The organism is Nocardia sp. CDC519 (assembly GCF_059509835.1).
This window is the reverse complement of sequence record NZ_CM183377.1, coordinates 4,267,464-4,283,452: the sequence shown is the minus strand read 5'-3', so window position 1 is coordinate 4,283,452 and position 15,989 is coordinate 4,267,464. Positions and strand designations below refer to the sequence as shown.

General features: G+C 65.6%; 11 protein-coding genes. 7 read left to right on the top strand and 4 right to left on the bottom strand.

All coding sequences use genetic code 11. The features are described from left to right. Window positions 1–82: 82 nt before the first annotated feature. The 7 genes from AC5W7N_RS19195 (at window position 83) to AC5W7N_RS19165 (ending at window position 8,097) form a co-directional block, all read left to right on the top strand. Window positions 83–1,144, top strand: a complete 1,062-nt coding sequence (locus tag AC5W7N_RS19195; protein WP_130915488.1) for a hypothetical protein — start codon at window positions 83–85, stop codon at window positions 1,142–1,144. 49 nt (window positions 1,145–1,193) lie between these two features. Further along, complete coding sequence (locus AC5W7N_RS19190) at window positions 1,194–3,065, top strand: type IV secretory system conjugative DNA transfer family protein (RefSeq protein WP_232051998.1); 1,872 nt, start codon at window positions 1,194–1,196, stop codon at window positions 3,063–3,065. Continuing rightward, entirely contained in the window at window positions 3,062–3,976 is a 915-nt protein-coding gene (locus AC5W7N_RS19185; protein WP_130915490.1) for a DUF4913 domain-containing protein, read from the top strand. The genes AC5W7N_RS19190 and AC5W7N_RS19185 overlap by 4 nt, the downstream gene beginning before the upstream one ends. After that, window positions 3,973–5,019 carry a hypothetical protein gene (locus tag AC5W7N_RS19180; RefSeq protein ID WP_130915491.1) on the top strand — a complete coding sequence of 349 codons (1,047 nt, stop codon included), beginning with the start codon at window positions 3,973–3,975 and terminating at the stop codon, window positions 5,017–5,019. Before AC5W7N_RS19185 ends, AC5W7N_RS19180 begins: the two co-directional genes overlap by 4 nt. 442 nt (window positions 5,020–5,461) lie before the next feature. Further along, window positions 5,462–5,920: a hypothetical protein gene (locus AC5W7N_RS19175; RefSeq protein WP_130915492.1), complete on the top strand. Its 459-nt coding sequence runs from the start codon at window positions 5,462–5,464 to the stop codon at window positions 5,918–5,920. A gap of 70 nt (window positions 5,921–5,990) precedes the next feature. Beyond that, the gene (locus tag AC5W7N_RS19170) at window positions 5,991–6,839 is read left to right on the top strand and encodes an MBL fold metallo-hydrolase (RefSeq protein ID WP_165448776.1); all 849 of its coding nucleotides are present in this window, start codon (window positions 5,991–5,993) and stop codon (window positions 6,837–6,839) included. 82 nt (window positions 6,840–6,921) lie between these two features. Next, window positions 6,922–8,097: an acyl-CoA dehydrogenase family protein gene (locus AC5W7N_RS19165; RefSeq protein ID WP_130915494.1), complete on the top strand. Its 1,176-nt coding sequence runs from the start codon at window positions 6,922–6,924 to the stop codon at window positions 8,095–8,097. Window positions 8,098–8,434: 337 nt separating this feature from the next. Here the strand turns inward: AC5W7N_RS19165 and AC5W7N_RS19160 are convergent, their stop codons facing one another. The 4 genes from AC5W7N_RS19160 to AC5W7N_RS19145 all read right to left on the bottom strand — a co-directional run bounded on the left by AC5W7N_RS19160 (window position 8,435) and on the right by AC5W7N_RS19145 (window position 15,985). Beyond that, the gene (locus AC5W7N_RS19160) at window positions 8,435–11,569 is read right to left on the bottom strand and encodes a type I restriction endonuclease subunit R (RefSeq protein ID WP_130915495.1); all 3,135 of its coding nucleotides are present in this window, start codon (window positions 11,567–11,569) and stop codon (window positions 8,435–8,437) included. Beyond that, window positions 11,569–12,831, bottom strand: coding sequence for a restriction endonuclease subunit S domain-containing protein (locus tag AC5W7N_RS19155; RefSeq protein WP_130915496.1), 1,263 nt, complete (start codon window positions 12,829–12,831; stop codon window positions 11,569–11,571). The genes AC5W7N_RS19160 and AC5W7N_RS19155 overlap by 1 nt, the downstream gene beginning before the upstream one ends. Further along, a complete protein-coding gene (locus AC5W7N_RS19150) occupies window positions 12,828–14,573 on the bottom strand; it encodes a type I restriction-modification system subunit M (protein ID WP_130915497.1) in 1,746 nt (581 codons plus the stop codon). The genes AC5W7N_RS19155 and AC5W7N_RS19150 overlap by 4 nt, the downstream gene beginning before the upstream one ends. Window positions 14,574–15,298: 725 nt before the next feature. Next, entirely contained in the window at window positions 15,299–15,985 is a 687-nt protein-coding gene (locus AC5W7N_RS19145; protein ID WP_130915498.1) for a nucleotidyltransferase domain-containing protein, read from the bottom strand. Window positions 15,986–15,989: the final 4 nt, after the last annotated feature.

Here is a 15,989-nt window from a genome sequence, read left to right as displayed (position 1 = left end):
CTGACCTGCCGGGGACATCCACCGTCCGCAGCCGTTTCTTGACGGTCGCGGCAGCCGCCCTCCCACCTTTTTGGAGGCGAAGATGTCCACTACCACATCGACTTCTGCGGCCGATCTCGCCGCGACCGAGGCCGCGCTCCGGGACGATTTCACCCGGGCGCACAACCTGCGGATGATCGCCCCGCACGCGGAAAGCCCCGAACAGGCGCGCGTGTTCCTCGATCAAGCGGCCGCGCTGGCCGCGCACTGGACCGGCGATCCCGAATTCCGCGGGCTGTGGCACGAGCTGGAGGCCGCGGTAGGCGCGTGGGAAGCGCGCCCGGAAACAACCGGGATCGCATTCCGGCGCCTGTCCCAAACCCACGCCGCCGGCGACCTCCCGATCGACGACCGGCAGTGGCGAACCCTCGCCCAGGCGGCCGAACTCACCGGCCACCACGACCCCACTATCGCCGGCTCCGGCCAGGACAGCGCCCGCTGGCAGCCAATACCGAACGCCGAACTCGACAGCAGCAGAGCCAGTGTGCTCGATCGAGCCCTCGGAGGACGCGCACCCGAACCGGTCAGCCTGGATGAGGTCGATGCGGTGATCGCCGAGACGAATCGTCTGCTGGAACTCGAACACGACCTCGGCGACCGCGACACCGGCGCCGACGAGCACGCTTCACTGCTGCCGCCGCAACTGCAGGCCGCCCCGGCCGTCGACGTCGAGGGTCGTAGGAGCGCGGCGCTGGGGCAATTGCAGAATTTCACCGCCGAGCATCAGCGGCTGGTAGGGGAGTGGGACGGGCCTGCGGAGGCGGTCGACACCCTCGTCACCCGCCTGGACTCGCTGCTGGAGGCCGCCCGCACCGCCCGCCGTGACGCCGCCGAGGCCGGGGCCAGCGCCACCGACATCGAAGCCGCCTACCACACCGGCCGCGACGGCCACTACTGGCAGCCCGACCAGCATGCGCCCGCCGCCCACGGTGCCGACGCCCCACCCGGGCCATCGGCCGCCGTCGAGGACGGCGCCACGATCCACGCCCTCGTCACCGCCGCTGTAAGCAGTGACACCGAGCCGGAGGTCTGGGCGGGTGATGATGGCCCCGGCACCGCGCCCGAGACGACCTCGACCACCCGCGAGGTGGGAGCGACGCTATGAACCAGCCAGCACTGGAACCGGATTCGTGCGCAGCAGGAGAGCGGCCGTGATGGCCGGGCGCGAGTCGCGGCGACGCACCCGTCGCGGGCTCGGGGAAGAGACCGCGCTGCTGGCGGCCGTGCTGATGCTGATGCTCATCGCCGGCGCGGCGTGGCTGGCGCTGGCGGTCGGGAACTGGGTCAGCGGTCAAACGGTCATCGGGCACCCGGTGCGAGCGCTGCTGGCCCTCACCGCCGGGCGGCATCCGTGGCCGGCGGCGGCGACCGTCGTGTTCACCGGCCTGCTCGCGACCGGGTGCGCCGCGAGTGTCGCGGTGTGGCAGCGGTATCGGGCTGGCAGCGAGATCGACGCGGCGGCACGGACCATGCAGCCCCCGCACCTGATCACCATGGCGCGGGCCCGCGACAACCTCGCCGCCAACGAGCGGTTGCTGCGCGATGCGCCCGCGGCGGTGCGGGCGATGCCGGGGCCGCCGTTGGGGCGCACGGTGATCGGGGGGATCGAGTTGTTCGTGCCTGCGGAGTTGGGGGTGACGATCGCGGCCGGCACCCGCACGGGCAAGACGATGGCGTGGGCGGTTGCGGCGGTGCTGGGCGCGTGGGGGGCGTGCCTGGCGACCTCGAACAAACCCGACCTCTACCGGCACACCGTCTACGGTCGCGAACGCCGCGGCCGGGTGTGGTTGTGTGATCTGCAGGCGGTGACCGGGCAACCGGAGTGCGGGTTCTGGGTCAACCTCCTCACACAAGTGACCGGCTTACCGGCAGCCCGCAAGCTGGCCGGTTTCTTCGTGTCCGGGTCGACGGGTTCGGCGTCGCAGGCGGCAAATGCGAAGGTTGACTCGTATTTCGATGGCGGCGCGCAAGAGTTGTTGGCGTTGTATGTGTTTGCGGCCGCGTGTGCGGGTGGGGATTTGCTGCATGTGGCCGAATGGCTCGGCCGCGACCAGGACGAAACCCCGGCGTTGATCCTGCGCGCGCACGGGCACACCCGTCCGGCCGAGCGGATCCTGGAATGTCAGGGCTTGTATGCCCGCCAACGCGACGGCCTCTACGACATGGCCCGGCGTTTCCTCAACGTGCTCTCCGACCCTGGATACGCGCGGATGGTCACCCCGCCGCGCCGGGTGCAGATCAAGGTTCGTGAGGCGAGCGAGGCCGAACGCGCGCTGGGGGCGAAGAAGATCGTCGTCGACACCGCCGAACAAGAGCAGACGCACTCGCTGCCGGAATTCGTGCCCAGCGAGTTCGTCACCTCCTCGGACACCCTGTATGCGCTGTCGATGGCTGGCCCGGACGGCGCCACCCCGCTCACCTCCGCGTTGGTCGGCCAGATTTTGGAGGCGGGGTTGGCGGTGGCGCGGGCGCGGCCGGATGGCCGGTTGGCGGTGCCGTTGTTGGGGGTGCTTGATGAGGCCGCCAACTGTGCCCGCATCGGGGAGCTGCCCTCCTACTACACCTACGCGGGCGGCTGCGGGATCGTGTTGATGACGATCTTGCAGGTCCTCGAGCAAGGCGAAGACCTGTGGGGTGCCAACGGTTTGGCGACCATGCGGGCGCAGTCGATCGAGGTGTACGGCGGCGGGATCGCCGCCACCGGCTATCTCGAGCATTGGGTGGCGATGGCCGGCGCGCACGAGGTCACCGACCGCTCCCGCAGCCGCGGCGCCGGCGGCACCAACCGCACCCTGACCTGGCGCACCGAACCCATCCTCGACGTCGCCATCCTCGCCGCACTACCGAAAAGCCGTGCACTGGTACGGCTTCCGAACCACGGCCCCGTCGTGGTCGAAAAACTGTGGTGGACCGACACCGAGCACGCACCCTTGGTTCGCGCATCCTTGGCGCGGTTCGAGAAGGGCGCACAACCGCTCACCGGCCACGACAGCGATCCGGCTGACGGGCAGGGGGAGCTGTCATGACCGCCGCGTCAGTGTCGGGTTCGGGTGCCGGCGGGGCGAAGTCGAAGGCCGCGCCGAAACCGCCGCAATACGCGCATTTCACCGACTTTGTCACTACGTGGTTGTTGCCGACGATCAATGTGCGTCTGGCCGAGGCCAATAGGGAGAACACCTACACCTGGTGTGAGCGGTGGTGGGCCCATCGTGCGGTCGCGGTGCGGTTCGCGCACCTACACGCCGCGTTCGAAGCCCAACGCCGCTCCAGCACCGGCAGCAGCCTGAGCACCTTCCTGCTCTCCCACGTCGACGCCCATATGAAGGTGATCCTCGACGCCGCAAACGGGCCCCTGCACCGCTGCACCCGCCGCGAGCACATCAGCACCGCATCCCTACCTTTCGACCCGGTCCCACCCGGATGGTTCGGCCCACTCAAACCCCCACCACCTGATCAGACCGAGGGGGACGGCGGTGACGGCGCGACGAAGAAGAAGGCGCCGCCGCGGTTCGCGCACTATTCGCAGTTCGTACAGAAGTGGCTGCTGCCGGTCACCTCGGTGCGGATCGCGGCCAACCAGCGCGAGGGCCAATACACGTGGTGCCGGCAATGGTGGCGGCATCAGGCGGTGGTGGTGCGGTTCGCGGCGGTGCACCGGGTCTTCGAGGCCGCGCTGCGCGCCGACGACAAGACCGCGATGAGCACCCTGTTCGTCCGCCACATCGACCCACACATGCGATACATCCTCGACGCCGCCAACGGCCCGCTCTACCGCTGCACCCCCGACGACCACCTCGACACCCCCGGCCTACCCACCGCCAGGGTGCCAGACAACTGGTTCGGCGTTCCCGGAGCCACCACACCAATCGAACACCTGGGATTCGGCCCCGACTACCGCGAACTGCGCCAACCCGCCGACGCCGAGGGGGAGTCGTGACGATCGCACCCACCCGGATCCAGGCGCGGCTGTTGCAGGTGCTGCAAAACGAAACCGTCGCCGCCACCGAGGCGCTCCGGACCGCCGACGAGCACTACCGCCGCACCGGCGCCCGACCCGGACAGGCCTGGTTCGACGACCATGAACAGCGGATGCTGTTGCGGCACGCGCTCGAAGGCGCCGCGCACGCGGCCGGCATCCCGCAAGCATGGCTCGACCACGTCCGCGAACGCGGCGACCGCGGCGTGCGCTGGCGCGCCGATCTGTCGCTGCGCGAACCCGAACAACCCGACTGGGACACCGTCCTCGGTGACCTCGTCGCAGATGTCGCCCGCATCCGGGACTGGTCGGCACTGGCCGCCCTGCACCCCCACACACCCGACACGGCCGAAGCGGACCCGCGTACTCGCCTGGCCCGCAACCTGAACGCGCTGGTTACCAGGACTGCGGGCGTGGTCAACCTTCTCGGCATCGACGACACCATCGCTGCGGACTTGTGGGGCACCCACGCCGACCTCGTCGACACCGGCGCCCGGCAACTCACCGGAATCGACGCCACCGAACTGCAACGCCGCCTCCACGTCGCCGCCAGTTCGGACACCAGCACCTACCTGCTGCAAGCCCAAGTCCTCGAGGTCACCCGCATCCCCACCAACACCGCCCCCGGCCTGCCGCCACCACTCCAACTCGGCACCGACATCCTCACCGCCCTCGGCACCGACGCACCACAACCCGCACCACACACCACCCCGACAGCCGACCTCGGCAACACCGCCGGCCCGCCAGAACGCCGGCCGGAGTCGCCGATCTTCCGGGCCGCCATCCACAGCGACACCACCGAGCTCGCCTCGCCGAGTTCCTCAGGCCCCGCGGGTGTTCCGCCGTTCAGCGACGCCCCCAGCGCTCACCGGGGGACGGCGATCGACGCGGCGGTCACCGCAGCCGCCCCGGACGCCGAGGCGGCGCTGTGGTTCAGCCACGCCGACGACCCGACACACCTCCCAAAACCACACCCGGATGCAGGTCAGGAGATGGCGCCGTGAGCGCGCACCGGCGCGGACCGCGCCTGCGGGACCTGCCCACCGCCCAGACAGACGCCCTTCGTGTGCTCTACGACCACACGGCAACCGTGACCCGGCTCCGCACAACCACACCCACACGCGCCGTAGGCGTTCATCCACAGCTGGAGGCCGCCGAACGCGAACAGGCACTGGCCGAGATCGCAGCCCGCAGCACCGGGCTGCCCCAGATCTGGGTCGAACACATCCGCCGCCTCGCCGCCACCGGCACACCCTGGCGCCCCGACCACCACCTACCACCGGCACCAGACCGACGCCCACAGCGCCGCACCCGAGCACGCGTCAACCACGACCTCACACGACTACACGAGATGGCCGCCCTGGCCGCCGTCCGCGAACACCGCCCCCCGCCACACAGGCCATCGTCGAAGCGACCACCGTGGACGGGGAACAACTGCGCCGCAACATGTCCGCACTCCGGACGCGAGCTCTCGCCACTGCCGCCGCGATCGGGCTGGACCGCGAGCACCTCACCATCACCGACACCCAGCTCGCCCACACCTGCACCCAGCTGCTCGCCGCCAGCGACACCGACCTCGACGCCCTCTGGCACACCCACACCCGAGACACCATCGCCGCCGACGTCCGCAACTCCCTACGCAGCCTGCGCCGCCACCACCCCAACCTGCGCCTCGACGACTCAGCGATCGATCGACCCTCACAGCTGATCGCCCGCGCCCACACCCTCCTGGTGGCATCCGGAGACGACTCCGACGGCCAGGTCATGGAGAACGCGATCACCGCCGCCATCGGCACCGTCGAAGCCCCATCGACAGCACCGGACCCCGACCTGGCTACGGCACCGGGCGAGGAAACACCCCATGCGGTCACGTCGGCCGACCACAACCACGGCCCGTCCCCGTGAGCACGCACACCGCCCCGACACATACCGGCCAACCGGACCCAACCCGCCTACCCGACTTGGAGATTCGACGATGACCCTTGCCCTGGACCGCTACACCCGCCCCGCTGCCCTGCACCAGCACCGGTTCGGGGAACATCGCCTCACCTACCTGCCCGACGGCGTCGCCTACCTCGACCCCCGCGCCTGGCTACCCGACGCCACCGACGAGATATGGGACGCGCACGCACATCTGATCAACCCCGATGGATGGCTCGTCGCCAGCGTCGGCGCCCTCCTGGTCGAATACCGCGGCCACGCCCTGCTCATCGACGCCGGATTCGGGCCCCTGGCCCTGCCTACCCCGTTCGGGCTGATCCGCGGCGGCGAACTCCTGCGCAGCCTCGACGCCGCCGGCAAACACCCCGACGACATCGACGCGATCGCCCTGACCCACCTGCACCTCGACCACATCGGCTGGCTCTGGCAACCCAGCAGCCCGTTCACCGACACCCCGGTCCTGGTCGGCGACACCGAATGGCGCCACCGCCACCTCGCCGCCACCGACGGCGTCAGCGGCGAAATCCTCGACACCTTCGCCGACCGCGTCCGCACCATCACCAACCACCAACAGGTCGCCCCCGGCATCCACGCCACCACCACCCCCGGCCACAGCCTCGGCCACCTCACCTACACCCTCACCACCGCCAAACACCGACTCATCGCCTTCGGCGACGCACTCCAAACACCGGTGCAAATCCGCCACCCCGAACTCACCGCCGCCCTCGACGACGACCCCGACGCCTCCCGCACCACCGCCCGCCGACTCGTCGACGACCTCAGCACCCCCGGCACCCTCGGCTTCGGAACCCACTTCGCCGACACCCAACTCGGCCACGTCACCACCACACCCACCGGCACCAGAACCTGGCAACCCACCTAACCACCCACGACCGCGCAATCAGCCGCACCACGAGCAGAACCAACCAACCTCTGCACAACCCCTTCACAGAAACGGAACAGCCATGACCATCACCACCGACACCCACACAACCCCCGCATCGAACCTGCTGAACCGCATCGACAACATCGGCGAACGCATCACCAGCTCCCAACCCGAGGCCCTGCGCCTCCGTCGAGCCACCGACCAGGTCGTCGACGCCCTCGAGACCACCGGCGTGACCCGCATGACCTGGCCGCGGGAGCGGGGAGGAGACCAGCTGAGCCTGCTCGACCAGCACACGATCCTCACCGAAATCGGCCGCCACGACGGTTCCACCGCCTGGCTCACCGCCGTCTGGGCCGCCACCCCATGGATGATCCGCCTTTTCGGCGAGGCGGTATTCGACGAATACCTCACCAGCGACAACACCCGCGCCGGCGGGGTCTTCTCGATCACCGGCACCGCCACCCCAACCATCGGCGGCTACACCGTCACCGGACGGTGGCCGTTCTGCTCCGGCCAACACCACTCCGGATGGATGATCGTGCCCGCCCACTCCGACCACGACGGCTACCCGCTGGCCCTGCTGGTGCCGCGCACCGCGTTCGATCTCGCGGGCGAGTGGACGATGAGCGGACTAGTCGGCACCGGGTCGAACGCCCTCTCACTCACCGACACTTTCATCCCGCAACGGCATACGATCCCGTTCCACTACATCCTTGACGGCATCGGCCGCGACTACATCCCCGACCCCTACTGGCGCCAGCCGCTGGTGCCGATCATCAGTGGGCTGTCGGCCGGACCGGCCATCGGCATGGCCACCACGGCTCTCACCGACTTCACCGACCTGATCAGCAGGCGCGGCATCACCTACTCACCGCACACCAAACAATCCGAAGCCCCGATCACCGCATTCCAGCTCGCCGAAGCGCAAGCTCTGCTGGACACAGCCGACTACTTCGGTCGCCGCCTCGCCTCCACCGTGGATGAACACATCGCCGGTGACCTGACCTGGGACACCGCAACCCGAGTGCGCAGCCGCTACGACGCAGCCCGCGCCGTCGCCCTCTGCCGGCAGGTCTGCGACATCATCGACAAAGCCTCCGGCGCCACCGCCCACCAACACGGCACCCGACTAACCACCATCCTCGACGACATCCGCGCCCTGACCGTCCACTCATTCCTGCTCGCCACCAGCGCCGAAGAACAATACGGACGCATCCTGGCCGGGCTGGAGCCGAGCTACCCCATCTACTGACTCGCTGGCGGGGAAAGCCGATCGTCCGCGGTGGCTTCGGCTTTCCCGTCACAGTTGCCCGTCGTGCTGTTCGTCGAGATGGGTTCACAAAGAATTGCAGCTGGCGACGAATTGGCGGCGGTGTAGCTGAAGTCGAAAGTCCCTGCGAGGTCCTAGCTCGCAGGGTGGAACCCGACTTTGGTCCCAGACCGCGGCGTCGACGGTCCCGCCTCTGGTCGCCGACGTGCTGCGGCGACCTGCCGCCCCTAAACGGTTGTGCTGCCCGCGTTGTCTCCGAGCGAATTGACGCTGGCCGCTGTTGACCCAGCACACGCCACGGTCGGGTCGGGCCGGTTGCTCACTCCACCATCGGCTGTTCGACCGCTGCCTCATAGAATGCGTCTGCGAGCGCCATGATGACAGCATCTATGCTGGGTCCGTCGCTGAAGAAGTAGTCGGCCATGGTGTTGTGGGCCTGCTGGTTGTCGAGGACCGCCTCAGTGACCGCTGCTTGGAAGTCCTGCGACTCCATGAACTGCTTCTTCGAGTTCACCTTGGTCTGGTTGACCAGACCGGGGTATTCGAGAAGCCGCTGCACCAGTCCCTGAACGAACTCACGGATCTGGGCCTGGGTGAATGACTCGGCGCCGAAGAGATCGTTCATCTTGTCGATGACGACCTGGAGGGCGACGTACTTCGGCTCTTTGCGGGTGCCGGTGCCCGCGGCGTTGATGCCCTTGAGCTCGCCGGCACCGCTCAGCGAGATGTCAACCGTAGCGCTTTTGGTGTGTTTGACCCCGACTAGAACGACATCGGAGAGGTCGACCTCGGCTGTCCAGGAAGAGTCTGCGATGACCTTCTCTAGGAGACGCAAGAAGATCGACAACTTCTCCATGTATGGGTCGCCGTAGTCGACGATCTGGCTCATGAAATCGTAGAGCCGAACGTAGGTGGAAACATCCTTACGGAACAGATCGAGGCTATTGAGTGTGACCTTGTCGTCGGCTGCGATCGCGGCCGCGTAGCGGCGGGCGAATTCGTGCTTGGGCGGGCTGATTGCGGCCGAGAGCGCGTTGTTTCCTTTTCGAGTGACCCATAGTTCGGCGACCTTGCGAACCTGTTCCGGCGTGTAGATCCCGGCCTGGTCGAGTTTGGTGGCGAGGTGGATGACAATGTAAGGGTCGGTCTCGCTCTCCAGCGTTGCGTTGGTGAAGTATGGCTCGAACGCAGCCCGAATGTCCTCGGGCTTGTTGACGAAGTCGATGACGAACGTTTTGCGCTTCTGCTCTCCGCCTGCAGTGCGGTGGGTGCGGTTGAGCCGGGACAGGGTCTGCACGGCCGTGACCCCGGACAGCTTCTTGTCGATGTACATCGCCGATAGCAGAGGTTGGTCGAACCCTGTCTGGAACTTGTTGGCGACCAACATGATCGAGTATGTCGTGCCCTTGAACGCGGCGGCCAGATCCGCCCCAGCACCGGGATTCAGGTGGGCTTCGCTGAACTCGACGTCCGTGCTCGGATGCGGCCCCCACTCCGTCATCCACTCCTCGTCCTCAGCCATGGTCACCGAGCCGGAGAAGGCGACTAGGGTGCGGTAGCTGTAGGAATCATCCAAGGCAGCCCGCTTGGCGATGTAGGCGTCAATCGCCTTCTTGTATTTCACCGCAGCCTTGCGTGAGCCGGTCACGACCATCGCTTTCGCCTTGCCCTCCAACAGATGGGCGACGTTAGCGTGGAAGTGCTCGACGATGATTTGGACCTTCTGGCTGATGTTGGTCGGATGCAGTGTCACCCACCGCATCAGACCTTTGCGCGCGGCGGCCTCTTCCACCTCACCGCCGTCGCCGCTCTCGGCCTTGCCGGCGATCTTCAGCGCGGTGTCGTAGGTCTGGTATCCTCTGAGCACGTCGAGGATGTAGCCCTCGTCGATCGCTTGCCGCATCGAGTAGAGGTGGAACTCGACCGGCTTCCCGTCAACACCCTTGCGGCCGAACAGTTCCAAGGTCTTGTTTTTTGGCGTGGCGGTGAACGCGAAGTAGGAGATGTTCTGCGACTCGGCCCGCTCGGTCATCTCCGAGGCCAGGATGGACTCGATGTCGACCATCCCGCCCTCCTCGATCTCCTTGATTTCCTCCGCTGTAAGCACAGCCTTGAGCTTGGAGGAGATCTGGCCCGACTGCGAGGAGTGCGCCTCGTCGGCAATCACCGCGAATCGCCGCCCCTTCAATGACGACTCGGCACGGATCTCGTCGAGGGCGAAGGGGAAGGTCTGCACCGTCACCGCGATGATCAGTTCCCCGTTCTTCAAAGCGGTAGCTAGCAGCCCGGATTTCGACTTCGCCCCCGCCTTGCGGACATCCTCCGGGCTGATCGTGGCAACAATCTTGCCCGATCCATCAATCTGACGGATCGCATCCTGCAGCTGCCCGTCGAGAACTGTGCGATCCACGACCACGATCACCGAGTCGAAGACCTTCTCGTCATGCACGTGCAGCCGCGCCAACCGGTGCGCGGTCCAGGCGATGGTGTTCGTCTTACCCGACCCTGCCGAGTGCTCGATCAGATAGCGCTGCCCCACCCCTTCCTCGCTCACCGCGGTCACGATCTTCGTCACTGCCTCCCACTGGTGAAACCGAGGGAAGAGCATGCTCGTACGCCGCACCGACGTACCGGTCGCGACATCCCACTCCTCCTTGGTCTCCACGATCATCAGCCGACCGATGATGTCGAGCCAGGCGTGCTTCTCCCAGACCCGTTCCCACAGGTAGGCCGTCGCCGACATTTCCTTGCTGCCTGGGGGGTTGCCTGCACCGCCGTGATACCCCATGTTGAATGGCAGAAAGTGCGTCTTCTCGCCCTCGAGCCGGGTAGTCATCGCGGCAAGGTCATTGGATACCGCGAAGTGGACCAGCGCCCGATGCCCGAACGACAGCAGCGGCTCCGGCCGACCGTTGGTCAACGGATGCCGATTCTTGCGGTATTGGTTGATCGCGTCATTCAGCGACTGAGCGAATTCGGTCTTCAGCTCTGCAGTGGCCACCGGGAGCCCGTTGACGAAGAAGACCAGGTCTATGCTGCGTGTGTCGGCGGTGGAGAAGTACACCTGCCGCATCACCCGCACCCGCATCGCCGCGTACTGCTTGTTGGTTGTCGCGTTCAGGCTGGTCTCGGGGCGGAACTGTGCCATCTTCAGCCGCCCTCCGCCGATGTACTGCACTCCGTTGCGCAGGATGTTTAGCGTCCCGCCACCGTGTTCGAGAGGTTTGTCGAGCGCCGTGGTCAGCACGTCGAGGAACTTCGCTTGCGACCCCGCCGCTTTCAAGGCTTTCTCGTAGGCCACCTTCTGGGTCTGTTCCAGCCATGTGAACACGTCCTTGGGAAAGAGCGCCCGCTCGCGGTCGTACCCAGTGTCATCGTCGGAGACGAGCCACCCGTGCGCGGCCAGATAATCGCAGATCTCGGTTTCGAAGACGATCTCGTGGAAGTCGGCCATCAGGAGATATCCCGTACGTCGATCTGCCCTGTCACCGCCGCCGTGATCAACGCAGCCCGCCGCTCACGAGCGAGCTCCACGAATCGCTCCGACTCGGCAATCAGTCTGTCGATATTCGCGGTCTCGGCGTTCGACCGGGCCACAAGCGCATCTTGCGTGTCCCTGCCCGGAAGAGGAATCTCGACCTGCTGCACAACCCTCGTGTTGAGACGTGCGCGGGTCGAGCCGCGTGCAAGCATCATGATCTGTGAGCGCGTCTGTGGAGCAGACATCACCCAAGCAAGGTACGCCGCACCCACTCGTTCGTTCGGCCGGAGCCGATAGCAATCGGCTTTCACAATTGCCGGTCCCAGAGCAGCAGGTACCACCGCCGCCCTACCGAGCGGCATTTTGTCATCGCCAAGCCCAGCGACAACTACATCACCCTGCGCGACGGTGTGCGCTTCGAGTTTCTTAGCGTAGTCAAGCGGGATAAACGCGGCGTCACCGTTCTTGAATTCGTTCACACCGATATTGCCAAGTCGGATCACGCGGGCCCCCTCGTCGGAGTAATGGGCTGACGTAAGTGAAGATCCAAAGGGACCATCGACGATCGACTCGATGACGCGACGAACAGCAGCCGGACGCCCGAGGTGTCGGGCCTCCTCAACACATGCGGCCCATACGGAGTCACGGCGTTCACGAAGCATCTCGATTAGCCGCTGCTGCTCTTCGATGAGCGTGTCGACGCGGGTGGTTTCACGGTCGAGGTAGTCGGCAATATTGCGCTGCTCATCGATCGGCGGAAGGAGAACCGGCATCGCTCGGTAAAGATCGTTGTCGATCTCCGCTTGGCCGATCCTTACGCCCCGAGACTGCAACGCGTAGCCCGCAGTATATGCAGCGCTTCGGAAGAGCCAGTTCAGGTAGCGCGAGTCCGCATCGTGTCGAGGTGCAAAGCAGATGTAGTGTCCCGAAACGATTCCTCGGAGGCCGGAGATGCCGACTGATCCTTGCCATGCCTTCATCCGGTTGGTGACTAGCCACCCAGGGTGGACGAGCTGATAAATATTTCGGTTCTCGGCAGTCTTGTTTAGGTTGTCCCGAGAGTCCTTCGCAACGACACCGTAGTCACGGAAGACCGAGAGCATTTGTTCGTCGGGGTGCCCGACATCCTTGATGCGTTCGAACATTGACCAGAGTGGCTTGGTCGTCCAGCTTGCTGGAATACGGCCAAGCCATGAAACGCCCGAGTCGACGTACTGGGTGTATGTCTTGCTCATCCCTCAACCTCACGAAGCAGGTCGAGAATCTTGGCGACCTGCTTCTCCAAGTCTGCGTCGATCTCGGCGAGGGGGCGAGGCGGGACGTATTTGTAGAAGTGGCGGGTGAAGGGGATCTCATAGCCGGTCTTGACCTTGGCCCAGTCGATCCAGGCATCGGGGACGTGCGGCAGCACTTCGGCATCGAAATAGGCCTGAATGACTTCGGCCTTGCCTGCGGCACCGGCAGTGGAGTCGCCGTATGTGAAAGGAACGTTCTCGGTGTCGCGCTTTCTTGGGTCCGATTTGGGCTTGCCTTTACGGTCGACGATTGGATTGCCGAACTCGTCGAGCAGCGGGCGCTCGACGGTGACGGTCCAGTAGCCGAACTCGTCGTTGCGCAGCACCTTGGAGTAGTCGGGGTCGGCGTCGGTGAAGTCGGCGTACAGCCTCACCACCTCGGCGCGATCGGTGTCGCTGATCTCGCGGCCCTTCGAGCCGAGGTTTTTGCGCATCTTGGTCCAGAACGACGTGCCGTCGATGAGCTGGACGAGGCCTTTGCGGTCAGGGTGCTTGGTGTTGTCGAGGATCCAGATGTAGGTGGCGATGCCGGTGTTGAAGAACATATTGGTCGGTAGGGCAACGATGGCCTCGACCAGGTCGTTCTCCAGCAGCCATTTACGGATGTTGGAGGGGCCGGACTCGGCGGCGCCGCTGAATAGCGGCGAGCCGTTCATGACGATCCCGACCCGGCCTCCGCCGTCCTCGCGGGCGCGCATCTTGTGGGCTAGGTGAAGCAGGAAGAGCATTTGTCCGTCGGTGGTTGGCGGGAGACCAGGAGCGAACCGGCCGTAGGGGCCCGCTTCCTCTCGCTCTTTCGTCACCGCCTTGGCGTACTGTTTCCAGTCGACGCCGTAGGGCGGATTGGACATGCAGAAGTCGAACTGGCGGCCCTTGAATGCGTCGTCGGTCAGGGTGTTGCCGAAGGCGATGTTGGTCGCGTCGTGGCCTTTGGCGAGCAGGTCAGACTTGCAGATCGCGTACGACTGGGGGTTGTACTCCTGGCCGTACAAACTCAGCTTCGCATTGGGGTTCTGCGCGAGCAGATGCTCCTCTGCCAGGGCGAGCATGCCACCGGTGCCTGCTGTTGGGTCGTACAGCGTGCGGACGATGCCGGCGTCGGTCAGGTCGGCGTCCTTGTCGGCGAAGAGTAGGTCGACCAGCAGCCGGATCGCGTCTCGTGGAGTGTAGTGGTCACCGGAGGTCTCGTTCGCAGCCTCATTAAACCTGCGGATGATGTACTCGAACGCATCGCCCATGTCGGAGTTGGAGACGACATCCGGGTGCAGGTCGACGGCTTTGAAGGACGCGACGACTTCCCGTAGGAGCCCCGCCTTCTCCAGCGCGAGGATCTCCTTCTTGAAGTCGAAGTACTCGAACACGTCGACGTCGGGGGAGAACCGGTCGATGTAGTCGGCCAGGTTGTCGGCCAGGCCGTCGGCGTCTTGGAGCAGGTTGGCGAAAGAGTAGTTCGATGTGTTGTAGAACGGCCTGCCAGTGGCCTTCCTGACCTCGACCTTCAGCCGGTGGGGGTTGTCGTACTTCGCCGCCAGCGTACGCACCGTCTCCCGGTCGGGTTCGAGGATGCAGTCGAGGCGACGCAGGATGGTGAGCGGGAGGATAACGTTGCCGTACTGGTTGGGGCGGTAGGGGCCCCGAAGCTGATCGGCTATCGACCAGATGAAACTACCGAGGGTGCTCACACGGCTCCTTACAGGCTCACTCGACCAAGAGGTGTCGGAACGCCCGCCTCGGGCCCTGTGCGCCGTCTGGGTACGCGGCGCGCGGGGCCCAGCGACCGGCGCGTCACGAACCATCATCGCGTATCGCGGTGCCTCGCGTGACACGAGGTCGACAACGTCGGGCGTATCAGCAGTCACTCTGTTGGCGCGGCCTTGCGGGGCTGCTGAATGCGAAATATGGTGGCGAGGGCCGCTGTTCGCGCTGCATTCTTGCCCGATGACCGAGATCGAATGCCCGGCGCACCCCGGATCGCGTGAATCGAGTTGAACGTATCTCTGCGAGGAGCCGACCAAACCGGCTTGCCGAACCGGCCGCACCCGCCGACGCCACGCCCGCCATCCCCTCCACAACAGTACATACATCGACGTGCCTGCTCAGCTGGATGACTGGCGTCGGCGTATCAGTACCTTAAGACGACCTCGGCACCGGACCCACGGGTGACCCAACAACGGTCACTGACCAGTGGATGGGAACGACTGCATCCGGTCGGATCTGTAGGCGCGGGCCGCGACAATGCAGACAAGCCGGTTGCGGGTGGTGAGACTGGAGGTTGGTGATCTTATGCTGGGGATGTCGTCCGGGCGTAATGTGCCTCACACCAACACGTTCGCCGAGTGGTCAACGAACCTGTTTCAGGCGATCTTCGACCCGGAACCGACCGATTGCCGTTCGCGGTACGGCATCGTTACCCCTCAGCGGCGATGTCGCGCCAGTGCTCGATCCAGCGGTCGAGGCGGGGTTGCATCTTTGGTTCGCGCAGAGATCTACGCCATGCACGAAGGCTCTCAGGCGCACCAGTACGGGCGCGGTGATCAGCGGCGGCGGAGCTTATCGCCCATTCGGCGAATTCCGGCGGGTCGAAACCGGGCTGCTGCCCGGATGTCGGTTTGCTCGTGTAGCGCCTGTTGTATTCGATGTGGTTGATCAGCATAGCCAGGCACCGGGTCGAGTAGTCGGTGAATGCCGCGGAGCCAGTGAGTGGAATTCCGGCCGCGCACATGCTTGCCCAGTATCGATACGGTTGGTCCTCGGGTCCTAGGCGTAGTTGCGGGACCGTTGTCAGATCGAAAGCCCCACCACTGATGGCATCGTCGAGGTCTGAGGCGTAGCAGACTTCTCCGGGCCATTGCAGGTCCGGGGCGCGCCCGAACGCGGTGTGGAGACGGATGTAGTTGCGAGTGAAATTTGCTCGCTGTTGCCTGGCCTCTGCTACCGATAGTTGGTTCGGCAGGACGACGAGAAGATCGATGTCGCTGTCGGAGGTATCGGAGTCGGTGGCGGTGCTGCCAGCGAGGCAGGAAAAGAGGGGTGTGTCGCCGAATGCGTCGTCGATGGCGGCGGTGGCGGCGACGATCAGGACGGTGGAGGGCACGCGC